This is a genomic window from Burkholderia sp. Ed8, from assembly GCF_040761425.1.
Lineage (GTDB): Bacteria > Pseudomonadota > Gammaproteobacteria > Burkholderiales > Burkholderiaceae > Burkholderia > Burkholderia seminalis.
Genome location: NZ_CP142885.1, coordinates 2,840,475 through 2,856,284 on the forward strand (window position 1 = coordinate 2,840,475; position 15,810 = coordinate 2,856,284).

Consider the following 15,810-nt stretch of genomic DNA (forward strand, 5'->3'; position numbering starts at 1 on the left):
TCCTCAATGCCCGAACGACGCGGCTGCGCCGCGCTTCGGCCGCGTCAGCCACATCATCGCCGCGAGTGCGAGACACGTCATGCTCGCCATCCAGAACATGTCGTTGGTCGCCATCATGTACGCCTGCTGCATCACGACGTGGTGCAGCGTGGACAACTCGCGCACGCCGTCCACGCCCATCGCGTTCAGCGCGTGCACGAAGCGCTGCGTGTTCGCCGACGCGTGCGTGACCGATTGCGACACGGTGTCGTAGTGATAGGTCGCGCGGTTTTCCCACAGCGTGACGCTCATCGCGGTGCCGAACGCGGCGGAGAGCGTGCGCAGGAAGTTCGACAGGCTCGACGCGGCGGCGAGCCGGTCGTCCGGAATGCGCGACAGCGTCGCCGCGGTCAGCGGAATGAAGAAGCACGGCAGCCCGATCCCCTGGATCAGCCCCGGCGCCGCGATCTGCGCGAACGTCATCTTCAGCGTGAAGTGCGCATCCCACGCGAGTACGGCCGCGAACACGAGGAAGCCGAAGGTCGCGAGCACGCGCGCGTCGAAGCGGTGCGCGTGAATCCCGACGAGAATCGAGAACACGAGCGCGAGCACGCCGAGCGATGCGGTCGCGAGCCCCGCATGAAACGCGTTGTAGCCCATCACGGCCTGCATCCACAGCGGGAACACGACACCGACCACCGAGAAGCTCATCATCCCCAGCGAGATGATCAGCACGCAGAACGAGAACGTGCGGTCGCGAAACAGGCTGAGATCGACGACGGGGTGCGCCTCGCCTGCTTCCCAGATCAGCAGCGACACGATCGCGAGCGTCGCGACCACCGCCAGCGTGACGATCAGCGGCGAACCGAACCAGCCGCGGTCGTGGCCGAGGTCGAGCATCGCCTGCAGCGAACCGACGCCGATCACGAGCAGCACGATGCCCGGCACGTCGATCGGGCCGGCCGCGCCGCGTTGCGCGTCGGGGCGCAGCATCGCGGTGCACACCACGAACGAGAACAGCCCGATCGGCAGGTTGATCAGGAAGATCCACGGCCACGAGAAGTTGTCGACGATCCAGCCGCCGACCACCGGCCCGAAGATCGGCGCGAGCAGCACGGTCATCGCCCACAGCGCGAGCGCGATCGTGCGCTTGTCCGGCGGGAACGTGCGCAGCAGGATCGTCTGCGACAGCGGCACCATCGGCCCGGAACACAGCCCCTGCAGCGCGCGGCAGATCACCAGCACGTGCAGGTCGCGCGCCAGCCCGCACAGCAGGGACGTGAGCGTGAACAGCAGCACCGCGCCGACGAACAGCCGCAGCTCGCCGACGCGGCGCGCGAGCCAGCCCGTCAGCGGCACCGCGATCGCCGCCGCGACCGAGTACGAGCTGATCACCCACGTACCCTGGCTGTTCGATACGCCGAGACTGCCGGAGATCGCCGGCACCGCGACGTTCGTCACGGTCGAATCGAGCACCTCGATGAAGGTCGCGAGCGACAGCGCGAACGTCAGCAGCGCGAGGCGGATGCCGCGCACCGGCTGCGCGGCCGGCGCGGGCGCGGGCGTGTCGAACGCGGACGGCGCGACCGGCCCGTCTTGAAGCGGCGACGCGGTGCTCATGCGCCGGCCGCCGCGAGATCGGCCCGCGCGGCCAGCCGGCCGCGCTTCGGCACGAATCGTTCGATGAAATCGGCGGCCGCCTCGCAACCATCCGGCGCGGCCGCGAGCAGCGCGCGCATGCGCTTCGCATGCACCGCGAACGCCGGTTCGTCGAGCGCGCGAGCGAGCGCCGCGCCGAGCCGCGCACCGTCGACCGGGCCGTCGACGCGCACGCCGCAGCCGTTCGCGACGACGCGTTGCGCGTTGTCGAACTGGTCGTGCGCGAACGGCGTGACGACCTGCACGATCCCCGCCTCGCACGCGAGCGCCGCGGTGCCGATCCCGCCGTGATGCACGAGCGCGCGGCAACGCGGCAGCAGCGTACGCATCGGCACGAAGCGGCGCACGAGCAGCCGCTCGTCGCCCGGCGCCGCATCGTGCGGCGTCAGCAGGATCCCGCGCGCGCCGGTCGCGCGCAGCGCGTCCGCCACCGCGCGCGCGTAGGCCGCGTGATCGACGCGGGTCGAACCGGCCGTGAACACGACCGGGGGCTCGCCGGCCGCGAGAAACGCATCGAGTGCCACATCATCGTCGGGCGTCGCAATATCGTTGAACAGCGGAAAACCGCTCTGCAGATGGTTCGACGGCCAATCGGGCTGCGGCGGCGCGAACCAGGCCGGAAACAGGCACAGCACGCCGTCGGTGGAATGCAGCCAGCGGCCGAGCACGCGCCGCGCGGGCGCGAGCCCGAGCTCGCGGCGCACCGCGTCGAGCGCCGGGCCGCACACACGATCGAGCACTTGGCGCTCGATCAGCGTCATCAGCGCCGATTTCACCGGCAGCGGCCAGCGTGCGGGAATCGTCAGGCGCGGGTGCGTCGGCGGCGCATGCGCGGACAGCAGCGTCGACGGCGACACCTGCACCGACACGTAAGGCGTGCCATGCAGTTCCTGCATGAAGCGCGCGGAGAACGCCCACAGCGTGCCGACGAGCACCGTGTCGGCATCGGTCAGCGCATGCAGCGCGTCGTAATGCGGGCGCAGCGTCGGCGCGATCACCTGCCACAGCGTGCGGAACGACGTGCGCGGATCCCACAGTGCCGGGTTCTCCATCGCGGCGTCGTATTCGGCCGCGGTACCGACCGGCACGAACGCGAACCCGCAGCGGCGCACGGCCGCCTCGAACGGCGCGTGCGTGCAGAACACCACGTCGTGACCGCGCGCCGCGAGCGTGCGCGCGACACCGAGCAGCGGATGCACGTCGCCCGCCGAGCCGATCGCGGTCACGATCATCTTCGCCATCGCGCGCCTCGCGGAGGTCAGTAGAAACCGGGGATCAGCGCCGCCACTTCGCGGCGGTACTGCGTGTACGCCGGCCCGAAATGACCGGTGAGCCAGCTCTCCTCGACGCGCACCTTGTACGCGAGCGACGCGAACACGAGCAGCACGCCGACCGCGCCGCGCCATTCGCCGCCGATCAGCGCGGCGCCGGCGAGCGCGACCAGGCAGCCGGTATAGATCGGGTGGCGCACCAACGCGTACGGCCCCGTGCGGACGAGCTCGTGGTTCTCCTTCAGCGTGACCGACACGCTCCAGTTGGTGCCGAGATGCAGCCGCGCCCACACCGAGAACAACAGGCCGGCGGCCAGCACCGCAAGCCCGCACTGCGCCTGCAGCCCGAAGCGCTGCCAGTCGGGCACGAGCGCCTGCCACGATGGATCGGGCAGGATGATCAGCGCGCCGCCGACGATCAGCGGAATCGACTGCAGCGTGCGCGAGCGCGACGCTTCCTTGCGCACGGTCGTCTTCACGCCCTGCGACGTGGCGATCCAGTAAGCGAGCCATGCGGCCCACGGAACGACGATGGCGATGGTCTGAACGATATTCACGGCTGGCCTGCCTCGTTGGGATGGGAATTCGGATGTGCGGGGCGAACCCGGTGCACGACGGTTGGCGTCACGACGACAGCGCGTGCATCGGCGCGGGCACGCACGCATGCGCGGCGGCGCGCGCCATGCCGGCCGCGACGCTGGCCTCGCCGCAGAAGAACTCGAGCAGCGCCGTGCGCGTGCATTCGCGCTGCGCGCGGCCTTCGATGTCGAGGAAATGGCCGGCGTCCGGCACCGTCGCGAACCGTGCGCGCGACACGTGCGCGCCGAGCTGGCGCACGTCGGCCGGCGTCGTGTATTCGTCGCGCTCGCCGTTCAGGAACAGCAGCTCGCAGCCGATGTTCGAGAACTCGCTGAAGTAGCGCTCGGGCCGCAGCGACAGGATCTGGTCGACGTGGAACGCGACCTGGTCCTGCTCGTCGCGCGGCAGGCGCGTGAGATACCGGTAGTTGTACAGCTTCATGATGCGCGGCAGGTAGCGGCCGACGGTGTCGTTCAGCAGCTGCGCGGCCTTCAGGTTCTCGCCGGCCGCGATGTGATCGCGGGCGCGCGTCACGTAGTCGACCATCGCGTCGTTCAGGAACGGCGAGAACGAGCAGATCGCCGCGCGACGCACGCTCGGGCAGCCGCGCGCGAGCGCGAACAGCGACGCGACGCCGCCCCACGACACCGACACGAGGAACGCCGGCGCGAAATGCTCGACCAGGTACTGGAGGATCGCGGCTTCGTCGTCCTTGGTCAGGATGCAGCAACCCGGGTTGTACTGACGCGACTGGCCCGCATACGGCAGATCGAAGCAGATCGTGTTCATCCGCTCGCCGAGGTACTGGACGGTCTGCCCGAACGACGCCGTCGTCGCGAGCGCGCCGTTGACGAGCATCGCGGTGTCGAACGCCGGGTCGAACACGTTCCGTTCGACATAGACCTTCAGGCCATTCGGTAGCGGGACTACGTGTTTTTCGGTCGGCATCGTCGTTCTCCGGTGGATGCGGCGTCTCGACGTCGCGGCATGCTGCAGGTGCGCAATGACAGGTGACGGCCCCGTGCGCGATCCGTCATCGCGCCCATTGCCGACGCACCGCGGCAAATGCCGGCGGCGCTCATTGATTCCTGATGGTGCGGCGCCATACTAATACGGTCGATATTACTTACTCAAGTCATTCCAACGATCCCCTCTACTCTGTTAGAAAATGCCCATGATTCAAATTTTTTCGTCAACTTCTATGGTATGCGGATTCTCCACGCGGGCGGACGCAATCGTTTGCGAGCAATCTGGAGAAGCGCTCAAAAAATCGATATTCTTGTTTTAATTCAAATACATAATATGTTTTAATCGACTGATTAAAACGATTTCATGAAAGCTGCACGCATTCACGATCCGAATTGACGATTTCACATTGCGAATAATCTTACATATTTCGACACTCTTTCGTTTTGTAATGTACCGGAAGTGGAAATTTTCCCTCGCATTGCGTCATCTTTTCGGAATCCGTTTTAAACAGATTTCAATTTAATTAACCTTCTTTCAATGCATTTTTCCGCACCTGCACATGACCGCGGAGGCGACGCGGCACCCGTCGCGGTGTGCTGTTTCGCCGTCGGACCCCGATTTTTTGTTGATTGAACGATCAATAAAAAACCGCTAAGCTTTCGACTTCCATGAACGGCCCCGTCCGGGCGAAGGGAGTCGCGATGCCGAAAGTCGGAATGCGGGAGATCCGTCGCGCGCAGTTGATCGATGCCACGCTGCGCTCGATCGACGAAGCGGGCCTGCCCGGCACGACACTCGCCTCGGTCGCGCAACGCGCGAACATCTCGACGGGCATCGTCAGCCACTACTTCGGCGACAAGGACGGCCTGCTCGAAGCGACGATGCGGCACGTGCTGCGCGACCTGTGGTCGGCCACCACGCGCCGCCGCACGGCCGCGCGCAAGGATCCGCGTTCGCGGCTGCGCGCGATCGTCGCCGCGAACTTCGACGATACGCAGGTCAGCGCCCCCGTGATGAAGACGTGGCTCGCGTTCTGGTCGCAGAGCATGCACGACCCGATGCTCAAGCGCCTGCAGCACGTCAACACGCGGCGCCTCCATTCGAACCTGTGCGCCGAGTTCGCGAAGGCCTTGCCGCGCACGAAAGCGCGCGAAGCCGCCAGCGGCCTCGCCGCGCTGATCGACGGCCTGTGGCTGCGCGGCGCGCTCGCCGGCGGCCCGATCGACACCCGGGCTGCACTGAAGCTCGCCCACGATTACATCGACCTGCTGCTCGCGTCCGCCTGACGCGTCACGCAGTCGCCTACCAGGAGATCCTCATGTCCGTATACGGTTTGCAGCGCCTCTACATCGGCGGCGGTTACGTCGACGCCACGAGCGGCAAGACTTTCGACACCTTCGATCCCGCCACCGGCGAACTGCTCGCCCAGGTGCAGCAGGCAAGCGCGGCCGACGTCGAGCGCGCCGTCGCGTCCGCGCAGGAAGGCCAGCGCGAATGGGCCGCGATGACCGCGATGCAGCGCTCGCGCATCCTGCGCCGCGCGGTCGACCTGCTGCGCGAACGCAACGACGAACTCGCGGCGATCGAAACGCGCGACACCGGCAAGCCGATCGGCGAGACGCTCGCGGTCGACATCGTCACCGGCGCGGACGTGATCGAGTACTACGCGGGCCTCGCGACCGCGATCGAGGGGCTGCAGGTGCCGCTGCGCGCCGAGTCGTTCGTCTACACGCGCCGCGAGCCGCTGGGCGTGTGCGCGGGCATCGGCGCGTGGAACTACCCGATCCAGATCGCGTGCTGGAAGACCGCGCCCGCGCTCGCGGCCGGCAATGCGATGGTGTTCAAGCCGAGCGAGGTCACGCCGCTGACCGCGCTGAAGCTCGCGGAAATCTATACGGAAGCCGGCGTGCCGGCCGGCGTGTTCAACGTCGTGCAGGGCGACGGCTCGGTCGGCGCGCTGCTGACGGGCCACCCGGACATCGCGAAGGTGTCGTTCACGGGCGGCGTCGAGACGGGCAAGAAAGTGATGTCGCTGGCCGGCGCCTCGTCGCTGAAGGAAGTGACGATGGAACTCGGCGGCAAGTCGCCGCTGATCGTGTTCGACGATGCGGACCTCGATCGTGCGGCCGACATCGCCGTGACCGCCAACTTCTTCAGCTCGGGCCAGGTCTGCACGAACGGCACGCGCGTGTTCGTGCACCGCTCGATCAAGGATGCGTTCACGCAAAAGGTGCTCGAACGCGTGAAGCGCATCCGCGTCGGCAAGCCGACCGATGCCGACACCAACTTCGGCCCGCTCGTGTCGGCCGCGCAGCTCGACAAGGTGCTCGGCTTCATCGAGAGCGGCAAGGCCGAAGGCGCGAAGCTGCTCGCGGGCGGCACCCGCCTGACCGACGGCCACTTCGCGAACGGCCAGTACGTCGCGCCGACCGTGTTCGGCGATTGCCGCGACGACATGAGGATCGTGCGCGAGGAAATCTTCGGGCCGGTGATGAGCATCCTCGATTTCGAATCGGAAGACGAAGTGATCGCCCGCGCGAACGACACGCACTACGGCCTCGCGGCCGGCGTCGTGACCGAGAACCTGTCGCGCGCGCACCGCACGATCCATCGCCTCGAAGCCGGCATCTGCTGGATCAACACGTGGGGCGAATCGCCGGCCGAAATGCCGGTTGGCGGATACAAGCAATCCGGTGTCGGACGCGAGAACGGCATCACGACGCTCGAGCACTACACTCGAATCAAGTCGGTGCAGGTCGAGCTCGGCCGCTACAACCCGGTGTTTTGAGGATCACGAAAGGAGATTGACCGTCATGACGACACGCGAATACGACTACATCATCTGCGGCGCCGGTTCCGCGGGCAACGTGCTCGCAACGCGCCTGACGGAAGATCCGGACGTCACGGTGCTGCTGCTCGAAGCCGGTGGCCCCGACTACCGCTTCGACTTCCGCACGCAGATGCCGGCCGCCCTCGCCTACCCGCTGCAGGGCCGCCGCTACAACTGGGCGTACGAGACCGACCCCGAGCCGCACATGGACAACCGCCGGATGGAATGCGGCCGCGGCAAGGGGCTCGGCGGCTCGTCGCTGATCAACGGGATGTGCTACATCCGCGGCAACGCGCTCGACTACGACAACTGGTCGACGCACAAGGGCCTCGAGAACTGGACGTATCTCGACTGCCTGCCGTACTTCAAGAAAGCCGAGACGCGCGACGTCGGCCCGAACGACTATCACGGCGGCAGCGGCCCCGTGTCGGTCACGACCAGCAAGCCGGGCGTGAACCCGCTGTTCGAGGCGATGGTCGATGCGGGTGTGCAGGCCGGCTATCCGCGCACCGACGACCTGAACGGTTACCAGCAGGAAGGCTTCGGCCCGATGGACCGCACGGTCACGCCGAAGGGCCGCCGCGCGAGCACCGCGCGCGGCTACCTCGACCAGGCGAAGGTGCGGCCGAACCTCGAGATCGTCACGCATGCGCTCGCCGACCGCATCCTGTTCGACGGCAAGCGCGCGTCGGGCGTCACGTACCTGCGCGGCAGCGAGCGCGCGAGCGCGCATGCACGCCGCGAAGTGCTCGTGTGCAGCGGCGCGATCGCGTCACCGCAGCTGCTGCAACGCTCGGGCGTCGGCCCCGGCGCGTGGCTGAAGGAACTCGACATCCCCGTCGTGCTCGACCTGCCGGGTGTCGGCCAGAACCTGCAGGACCACCTGGAGATGTACATCCAGTACGAGTGCAAGGAGCCCGTCTCGCTGTACCCGGCGCTCAAGTGGTGGAACCAGCCGAAGATCGGCCTCGAATGGATGCTGAACGGCACGGGCCTCGGCGCGAGCAACCACTTCGAGGCGGGCGGCTTCATCCGCACGCGCGACGACGACCTCTGGCCGAACATCCAGTATCACTTCCTGCCGGTGGCGATCAACTACAACGGCTCGAACGCGATCGAGATGCACGGCTTCCAGGCGCACGTCGGCTCGATGCGCTCGCCGAGCCGCGGCCGCGTGAAGCTGCGCTCGCGCGACCCGAACGACCATCCGAGCATCCTGTTCAACTACATGGCCGAAGCGCTCGACTGGCGCGAGTTCCGCGACGCGATCCGCGCGACGCGCGAGATCATGCGCCAGCCCGCGCTCGACCGCTATCGCGGCCGCGAGCTGAACCCGGGTGCCGACTGCAAGAGCGACAAGGAACTCGACGCGTTCGTGCGCGCCCGCGCGGAGACCGCGTTCCATCCGTCGTGCTCGTGCAAGATGGGTTACGACGACATGGCCGTGGTCGATGAAGAAGGCCGCGTCCACGGGCTCGAAGGGCTCCGTGTGGTCGATGCGTCGATCATGCCGATCATCACGACCGGCAACCTGAACGCGCCGACGATCATGATCGCCGAGAAGATTGCCGACAAGATCCGCGGCCGCCAGCCGCTCGCGCGGGTCGACGTGCCGTACTTCGTCGCGAACGGCGCGATGGCGAGGAACGTCGCGAAGGCCGTGCGGCAGCCCGAGACGGTCTGACGACGACGGGCGCGCTGCCCGAACCTGGATGGTGTCCTGATGAAACGCCGCCGATCGCGATGGTCGGCGGCATCACATACTGCGTCCGGTCGATGGAGCGCGGAACTGAGGCGTTGCGCGGCCGGTCGGCGCGGCAGTCGTGCGGTCGCACGACGCGGCCCATGGCGTGACGCCGCGCCCGCACGTGCCAACGCGGCCCGGGATGTCGCCCCGGGGCGAGCGCCTGCGCGCGAGGCGGTGCGGGCCGTTTCATCCCGGCCAAGCCCCCCGTCAGCCGGCCTTGCTCCCGTCTTCGCCTGAGCGGGAAATCGTCACGCCCCGCGTGCGCACCCGCTTGCCGCGGACGATCGGATTCCAGCGCGACGTCAGGCTCATCGCGTCGCGCAGGCGGTCGAACGCGACATCCTCCGTCGGCCCGAAGCGGCTGACCGCCGGCCACGCGAGCACGTGGTCGAGCCACGCCTGCCAGGTATCGCCGTGGAAGCGACCGCCGATTTCCCGCACCATATCCGGTGCGGCGATCGCGATGCCCGCCAGCAGGTAGCAGGCCCAGAAGCTGCCCGCGCCGACGAGTCGATCGAGCCGGCAAACGGCGAGCGCGGCAAGCAGCCCGTCCATCGACGCGAGATCGGCGCGATGCGTACGGATCGCCCGCGCGACGAGATTGTGCTGCCCGCCGTACGCCTGAACCGACACGCCGTTGCCGGCCGCGAGCCCGGCCGAGAACATCGCGAGCGCGGCCATCTCGTCGATGCGCGCCGCGTCGTCTCGCGGGCCGCATGCGCGCAGCACGATCGCGTCGATGACGGCACCGGGGTGGGTCGGCGTTTCTCCGTTCGCTGCCGCGATAGCGGTCAGCCTTTCTCTCAGGTTCTTCGCAGGCGGCATCTCGCGCGGCCCGTCAGGTGGGTTCGCGACGCGTTCTCGCGCGTCTTCGCCGTGGCGTTCGACGCCGCCGACAATGCGTTCGAGCGCGGCCCAGCCGATGTCGGGATCGTCGAATGCGCACACCTCGATCACGCCGTGCGCGGAGTCGAATACGGCACGCGAGCCCGGGCAGCAACGTTCGGCCTCAGCGAGTTGACGGACGGAAGGCACATGCGAGCACGCGCCGAGCGGATCGGCCGGGTCGCACGCGCAGCCGCCGCCGTCCGACGCGCTCCACGGGACGAGCCGGTGGAGCGCGGCCGCCGCTTCACGCGACAGGCGCGCGACGGTTCCCGCGCGCGTCGTGTACGACGCGGCGACGGCCGTGTCGCCGGCATCGCGCGCGGTCATCGTGCAGGACGCCGTGTCGAGATGGTCGATCAGGTATTGCAGCCACGCGGCGGTGCGCAGCCGGTCGAGCGTCGCGTCGCGGGCATCGCCATACTTTGCTGGATCGGTAAGCATGGTTCCGGCCAATTGGAATCGTTTTGTTTCGATCGAATCGGGGAAGCGCAGTACGTCACGCCCGCCCCGCGGGTCCGCCCATGCCGGATCGCGACACGGGCGGCTCGGCCGGCACGCGGATAAGCGCGACGACGCGAATACATCGAGGAAGCGAACATGGCCGCGTGCGAACTGCACGATCCTCGCGCACGGCTGGCGCTCCGGGACGGTTACTGCACGTGGAGCTTCGGCGACGCGACGAGCGTGCCGGCCAACCTGCAGTCCGGCGCCCATTCGGCCTGGTTGAAGGTCAGCGACGCGTTCGAATCGTTCCACGCCGCCACAAGCTTGTCGGGACCGCAAGAACCCAGCAGCGTGAAGGTCACCTGCGCATCGTTGATCGACAGCTGTGTCGCGCCGTCCACCTGCCCCGTCCACGGCGTGGCGCTGCTCGCCGTACTGCTGATCAGCGGGCACCAGTTGCCTCCGCCGAACTGCGCCGACGTGATGCGGATCACGCCCGCCGGCGTGATCGTTCCGTTGAACGTCACCGCGCAGTTGGTGTTGATCGCCTTCTTGCCGAGCGTGGTCATTCCCGTCGCGGAGAACGGTTCGCCGTTCGGATTCATCGGCTGACCGTCCGCGCGAGAAACCGTCACGGCAAAGGCGGGCGCGGCCAAAACCGCGGTGAATACCACGGCAGCGACACGCGATGCGATTGGACGAATGTTCATCTGCATTGCCCTCTCTCTTTTTTGATATGAATGGCGGCACACCGGCAGAAACGACCGCGCCACCGAATGAATCCGGCCGCCGCGCCGATACACGCGACGGCACGAACCCATCGAAGCCGCGGAAACCCGCCGCACATGCCGCGCGGCCCTCGTGCGCGGCGGGTTCCGCTTCGATCGCCCGGCGTTTACTGCACGTGGAACTTCGGCGACGTGGCGACCGTGCCGCTCACCGTGCAATCCGGCGTCAGCGCGGACTTGTCGAAGGTCAGCGACGAGTTCGAATCGCTCCACGCCGTCACGACCTTGCTCGGCCCGCAGGTACCGAGCAACGTGACGTTCACCTTCACGTTGTTGATCGACAACTGCGTCGTGCTGTCGGCCTGGCCCGTCCACGGCGACGTGCTGCTCGCGCTGCCGCTGATCAGGCCGCACGTCGCGCCGCCCGAGAACGTCGTCGACGTGATGTTGACGATGCCGGTCGACGTGATCGTGCCGTTGAAGGTCGCGTTGCAGTTCGCGTTGATCGACCCCTTGGCCAGCGCCGTCAGCCCCGACGCCGAGAACGGCTCGCCGTTCGGATTCATCGGCTGGCCGTCGGCACGCGAAACGGTGACGGCGAAAACAGGCGCGGCCGAAGCCGCGGTGAAAGCCACTGCAGCAACAAGCGATACGATTTTGCGAATGCTCATTTGAACTGCCCCCTCTCTTCACAAATGGCGGCACGCCGCCAGGAACGCGACCTTCCGGCCGGAACGATCCGGCCAGCCGGGCGCAGGAAACCGCCGGCGCGCGTCATGCGCGCCGGTCGGCTCAGAACTTGTAGGAAATCCCGACGAACGTGATCAGCGGATCGGCCTTCAGCCGCGTGCGCGTGGTCGCGAGCGTCGACCCGTCGGCCGCCTTGATCACGAGCGACGAGTAGGTCTTCAGCGGCATATAGGTCAGCGTCGCCGTCAGCCCCCAGTGCTTGTCGATCGCATAGCTCGCGCCGACGTTGTAGACCGGCGTGAACGACGACGACGCCTTGCCCTCCACCGACGTCGCGCCCGGCTTGCCGGCGCCGGCCGCGAGCACGCTGCCGAGGTTCTCGTTGATGTCCTTCGCGAAGTTGCCGTTCAGTTCGATGTTGCTGAACCAGCTGTAGGCCACGCCGATCCCGACGAACGGGCGGAACTTCGCCGTCGGCGCATTGAAGTAGTACTGCAGGATGATCGTCGGGCTCCACTGCCGCGCGTTCTTCACGGCCGGCTGGTTCGCCGACTTGTCCATGTCGACGTTGCCGAGCGCGCCGGCCGGGCCCGGCGGCTTGATCACGCCGTGGCCGGTCAGCGTGAACTCGGGCGGCACGCCGAGCACCGACGTCACCGCGATGTGGTCGGTGAAGAAGTGCGTGAGCGTGAGGCCGACCGTATCGGCATTGTTGACCGTCAGGCTCGTGCCCGGCGACGTGAACGAGCCCGGCAGGCGCAGCGGCCCGTTGATCGGCATGCTCGCGAGATTCGTCGTCAACCCGTTGGTCGAATCCTGCGGCATGATGTGCAGCCAGCCCAGCGTCGCGACGTTGTCGCCCGCCTGCTGGGCCGATGCGAGCGTCGACGCGACTGCGGCGACACCCGCGACAATCAGCTTCTTCATGAAGTCTCCCCCTCGTTCTGTCGGGGCGCCGCGCATCCGCGCGCGGCGCCACCGTGTCTCCATCCAGGCGTGCGTCACTGCACGAACGCGCCGACCGTGAAGTACGGGTTGCTCGTATCGGCCATGTCGAGGAACCCGAACACGCCGCCGGTGAACACGAACTTGCCGGTTGCCGGCCCCGACGCCGCATCCGCGTGCACGGTCGTCACGACGCCCGGCACCTTCTGCGTGTAGTCGAGGTTCAGCGCGCGCGTGAGCGCGGCCTGCGACGCGTTGAACGGATCGAGCAGCGTGGCCTGCGCGCCGACGAGCGCGGTCGCGCGGTAGTTGAACGCGCTGTCGACGCCCGTGTACTCGCCGTCCTGCGAGCCCTGCGCGATCGCCGTCTGCGGGCTCAGGAACGAGATGCCCGATTCGTCGTCCGCGCTCGGCGGGCCTTGCGTGAGGTCCGCGTTCGCGGCGCCGGTGCGGATGAAGATCGGCACGAGCTGGTTGCGCAGCTTGCCGACGATCAGGATCCCCTTGCCGGCCTTCGCCGGATCGAGCGCGGCGAGCGTCGGCGGAATCTGCGGCTGGTAGTTGAGCGACTGGAACGCCGGCGCATCGGGGCGCAGCGTGAACGGCTGGTTCACGGTCGCGCTCGACGCGAGCGGCAATCCGCCGTTCTTCTTGCCGAAGTTGTCGGTTTCCGTATAACTGCCGTCCGCGTTGATCGTCACCTTCTGGTCGAGCGCCACCGGCTGGAAGTTCTGCGACGGCACCTGGTGATAGCCGAGCTGGTTGTACGTGCCGGCGATCTTCGTCAGGTCGGTTTCCAGCGACGAGAAGCTGATGAACGGGTAATACGGGAACGTCGTCTTCGGGATCTTGCCGACGCCGATCACGCCGTCGAACTGGATCGTCGCGCCGGGAATCGCGCCGCCCAGCACGCCTTCGCCGAGGAACAGCCGCGCGGGCCGGCTCGGGTCGAGGCTCGCGTTCTGCATCCGGAACGTGCACTGGTTCAGCTTCACCGTCGGCAGCCCCGTTTCGTCGGCCAGCGTGCCGTCGACCACATTGGCGGGCGCCGTGTCGCGCGTCGGCTGCACGGTGCCGGTGGTGGTCGGCACCGGCGACGCGAGGTAGGTCATCCGGTACGTCATCTTCGTCGTGTCGAGCTGCACCTTCACGAGCTCGCCCGACCCCGACCCGCCGATGAATACCGTGTTGTAGTCGATCGTCTGCGGACACAGCCGGACCACCGGCGCGGGGGGCGGGTCGCCGTCGCCGCCGCATGCGGCCAGCACGGGCGCGAGCGATGCCGCGGCCATCCATTGCTTCACATTCATAGGAATCCTCTTGAAATTCGATTCGCCGGCGGCGACGCATGCGCCGCCGGTGTTACGTGTTCAATGCAGGGTTACTGGACGAACGCGCCGACCGTGAAGAACGGGTTGACCTTGTTGTTGTTGACGACCATCGCGTAGACGTTGCCGGCCGTCACGAGCCAGCCGGTGTCGCCCTTGCTGAAGATCGCCACGTTGCCGTTCGCGCCCTTCGCGTTGAAGTCCTGCGTGGCGGTCACCTTGATCTTGCCGGGCGTGGCCTGCGTATAGTCGAGCGCGAACTGCGAGGTGACCGACGACGTCTGCGGATCGATGAATGCCGCGGTATTGCCCTGGAACAGCGTGGACGTATAGTTCGCAGCCAGCGTCGACACGGCGGTACCGTCGTTGCAGGTGCCCGCTTCCGTCAGGAAGGTGCCGTTGACGAAACTGCCGGGCAGCTCCGGATGCGGCACGTTCGGATTGAAGCTCGGGCCCGCCGTCGGGAAGAAGGTCGTCGTGCCGGGAGACGTCACGATGCCGCAGGCGGAGGCGCTGGTCGCGCCGATGTAGCCGCCTTTCAACGAATTCGCGGCGATCGCGGTGGTCGACGACAGCATCGAGATACCAACTTCGGCATCGGCGACGGAGGCGAGCAGATTGGTCGCATCGACATACGTGTAGCCGACGCGAATCACGACCGGTATCCGTACGCCATTCAGCTTGCCGACGATCATGATGCCTTTGGCCTGGCTCGACGCAAGAAGGATGAGCGACGACCCCTGCCCCGCGATCGGATACGAGAGCACGCCAAACGCGTTCGGCAGCCCGTTGCTCACGAACACGTTGTCGGCCGACCCGTCCGCATTCTTGCGCAGCGTCCACGGCGTCCCGGTCGTCTGGCACGAGTAGTCGCTGCCCGGGGTGATCGTGCACGAACCGTCCGCATTGAGCGTCTGGTTCCAGTTGACGACGTCCGGTTCCCAGCCGATTGGCCCGGGCGCGCTCTGCCCGCCCCCGCCGAGCGGCGACACATGGATGCCTACCTCGTTGTAATTGCCCGCAACCTTCGAAAAATCGGTTTCCGTTTCGATGAAGCCGATGAACGGATAGAAATCGAACGTGCGCGACGGCACGTAGCCGATAGGCAACGGAGCGCCGAGGTCGATGCCCTTGAACGCGATCGTCGCCCCCGGAATCCCGCCGCCCACGACACCATTGCCGACGAACAGCATCGGCGGATCGGCGCGATTGATCGTCACCGCATACGCGCCGTCGCTCGTCGCGCCGCTGTCGAGCACGAACGCGCAGCGGTTCTGCTCGGCCGTCGGAAGGTTGGTCGGATGATGGAACGCGCCGCTGATCGTCAGGCCCGCGCGCGTGTTGTTGACTTGCCCTGCCGACGTCGGCACCGACGATTCGATGAACTGCATCTGGTAGGTGAGCTTCGTCGTGTCGAACTTCACCTTCACGTACTCGCCGCTGCCGGCGCCGCCCGTATACGTCGTCGTGTAATCGAGCGCGTCCGGACACAGCTTCGCCACGACGGGCGGCGTCGTTTCGGCGCCGCTCGGCCCGCAGGCGCTGCCCGAGCACTGCGGCACGTTGATCGGCCCCGGATCGTCGCCGCCGCCGCAACCGGCGACGAACGGCAGCACCAGCACCGCGCACGACAGGATCGCCTTCCGCCATTCAGGAATGCAAATCATCAACCCCTCCTTTTGAGGTACGACAAGTCTCGTCCGGCCAAGCTGCATGGCCCGCCGGTTGGTATCGCGCCGCCGCCCGAACGCGC

Annotated in this window: 13 protein-coding genes; 3 read left to right on the top strand and 10 right to left on the bottom strand. The window is 67.3% G+C overall.

Features of this window, described 5'->3' with window-relative positions; all coding sequences use genetic code 11:
* Positions 1 to 3: 3 nt before the first annotated feature.
* The 4 genes from VXM69_RS12935 to VXM69_RS12950 form a co-directional block, all read right to left on the bottom strand.
* Positions 4 to 1,599, bottom strand: coding sequence for a DHA2 family efflux MFS transporter permease subunit (locus VXM69_RS12935; protein WP_069705495.1), 1,596 nt, complete (start codon positions 1,597 to 1,599; stop codon positions 4 to 6).
* Positions 1,596 to 2,879 (bottom strand): nucleotide disphospho-sugar-binding domain-containing protein, encoded by a 1,284-nt coding sequence (locus VXM69_RS12940; RefSeq protein ID WP_059556913.1) that lies wholly within the window; start codon positions 2,877 to 2,879, stop codon positions 1,596 to 1,598. The genes VXM69_RS12935 and VXM69_RS12940 overlap by 4 nt, the downstream gene beginning before the upstream one ends.
* 17 nt (positions 2,880 to 2,896) lie before the next feature.
* Entirely contained in the window at positions 2,897 to 3,466 is a 570-nt protein-coding gene (locus VXM69_RS12945; protein WP_034186073.1) for an isoprenylcysteine carboxylmethyltransferase family protein, read from the bottom strand.
* A gap of 67 nt (positions 3,467 to 3,533) precedes the next feature.
* Complete coding sequence (locus tag VXM69_RS12950; protein WP_034186072.1) at positions 3,534 to 4,436, bottom strand: alpha/beta hydrolase; 903 nt, start codon at positions 4,434 to 4,436, stop codon at positions 3,534 to 3,536.
* 722 nt (positions 4,437 to 5,158) lie between these two features.
* On the opposite strand from VXM69_RS12950, the gene betI reads away from it, so the two are divergent.
* The 3 genes from betI to betA are packed head-to-tail and all read left to right on the top strand — an operon-like array spanning position 5,159 to position 8,971.
* On the top strand, positions 5,159 to 5,743 hold the full coding sequence (gene betI / locus VXM69_RS12955) for a transcriptional regulator BetI (protein WP_034186211.1): 585 nt from the start codon (positions 5,159 to 5,161) through the stop codon (positions 5,741 to 5,743).
* 32 nt (positions 5,744 to 5,775) lie between these two features.
* Positions 5,776 to 7,245 (top strand): betaine-aldehyde dehydrogenase, encoded by a 1,470-nt coding sequence (gene betB / locus VXM69_RS12960; protein ID WP_034186071.1) that lies wholly within the window; start codon positions 5,776 to 5,778, stop codon positions 7,243 to 7,245.
* Between the two features lie 25 nt (positions 7,246 to 7,270).
* A complete protein-coding gene (betA, locus tag VXM69_RS12965) occupies positions 7,271 to 8,971 on the top strand; it encodes a choline dehydrogenase (RefSeq protein WP_059556914.1) in 1,701 nt (566 codons plus the stop codon).
* 270 nt (positions 8,972 to 9,241) lie between these two features.
* Here betA and VXM69_RS12970 read toward each other — a convergent pair whose 3' ends face one another.
* From VXM69_RS12970 to VXM69_RS12995, 6 genes are all read right to left on the bottom strand, one after another.
* Positions 9,242 to 10,363, bottom strand: coding sequence for a hypothetical protein (locus VXM69_RS12970; RefSeq protein WP_367188715.1), 1,122 nt, complete (start codon positions 10,361 to 10,363; stop codon positions 9,242 to 9,244).
* A gap of 209 nt (positions 10,364 to 10,572) precedes the next feature.
* Positions 10,573 to 11,076 (bottom strand): activator protein, encoded by a 504-nt coding sequence (locus tag VXM69_RS12975; RefSeq protein ID WP_069705536.1) that lies wholly within the window; start codon positions 11,074 to 11,076, stop codon positions 10,573 to 10,575.
* 185 nt (positions 11,077 to 11,261) lie between these two features.
* Entirely contained in the window at positions 11,262 to 11,765 is a 504-nt protein-coding gene (locus tag VXM69_RS12980; RefSeq protein WP_034186068.1) for a hypothetical protein, read from the bottom strand.
* A 121-nt stretch (positions 11,766 to 11,886) separates the two neighbouring features.
* Positions 11,887 to 12,711, bottom strand: coding sequence for an OmpW family outer membrane protein (locus VXM69_RS12985; protein ID WP_034186067.1), 825 nt, complete (start codon positions 12,709 to 12,711; stop codon positions 11,887 to 11,889).
* Between the two features lie 74 nt (positions 12,712 to 12,785).
* The gene (locus tag VXM69_RS12990; protein ID WP_049035971.1) at positions 12,786 to 14,039 is read right to left on the bottom strand and encodes a DUF2957 domain-containing protein; all 1,254 of its coding nucleotides are present in this window, start codon (positions 14,037 to 14,039) and stop codon (positions 12,786 to 12,788) included.
* A gap of 71 nt (positions 14,040 to 14,110) precedes the next feature.
* Positions 14,111 to 15,724 carry a DUF2957 domain-containing protein gene (locus VXM69_RS12995; RefSeq protein WP_367188716.1) on the bottom strand — a complete coding sequence of 538 codons (1,614 nt, stop codon included), beginning with the start codon at positions 15,722 to 15,724 and terminating at the stop codon, positions 14,111 to 14,113.
* Between the last annotated feature and the right edge of the window lie 86 nt (positions 15,725 to 15,810).

Bases quoted from the DNA above. Each gene is read 5' to 3' on its own strand.
- VXM69_RS12935 (WP_069705495.1), bottom strand. From the start codon at position 1,599: ATGAGCACCGCGTCGCCGCTTCAAGACGGGCCGGTCGCGCCGTCCGCG.
- VXM69_RS12940 (WP_059556913.1), bottom strand. From the start codon at position 2,879: ATGGCGAAGATGATCGTGACCGCGATCGGCTCGGCGGGCGACGTGCAT.
- VXM69_RS12950 (WP_034186072.1), bottom strand. From the start codon at position 4,436: ATGCCGACCGAAAAACACGTAGTCCCGCTACCGAATGGCCTGAAGGTC.
- betI (WP_034186211.1), top strand. From the start codon at position 5,159: ATGCCGAAAGTCGGAATGCGGGAGATCCGTCGCGCGCAGTTGATCGAT.
- betB (WP_034186071.1), top strand. From the start codon at position 5,776: ATGTCCGTATACGGTTTGCAGCGCCTCTACATCGGCGGCGGTTACGTC.
- betA (WP_059556914.1), top strand. From the start codon at position 7,271: ATGACGACACGCGAATACGACTACATCATCTGCGGCGCCGGTTCCGCG.
- VXM69_RS12970 (WP_367188715.1), bottom strand. From the start codon at position 10,363: ATGCTTACCGATCCAGCAAAGTATGGCGATGCCCGCGACGCGACGCTC.
- VXM69_RS12975 (WP_069705536.1), bottom strand. From the start codon at position 11,076: ATGAACATTCGTCCAATCGCATCGCGTGTCGCTGCCGTGGTATTCACC.
- VXM69_RS12980 (WP_034186068.1), bottom strand. From the start codon at position 11,765: ATGAGCATTCGCAAAATCGTATCGCTTGTTGCTGCAGTGGCTTTCACC.
- VXM69_RS12985 (WP_034186067.1), bottom strand. From the start codon at position 12,711: ATGAAGAAGCTGATTGTCGCGGGTGTCGCCGCAGTCGCGTCGACGCTC.
- VXM69_RS12990 (WP_049035971.1), bottom strand. From the start codon at position 14,039: ATGAATGTGAAGCAATGGATGGCCGCGGCATCGCTCGCGCCCGTGCTG.
- VXM69_RS12995 (WP_367188716.1), bottom strand. From the start codon at position 15,724: ATGATTTGCATTCCTGAATGGCGGAAGGCGATCCTGTCGTGCGCGGTG.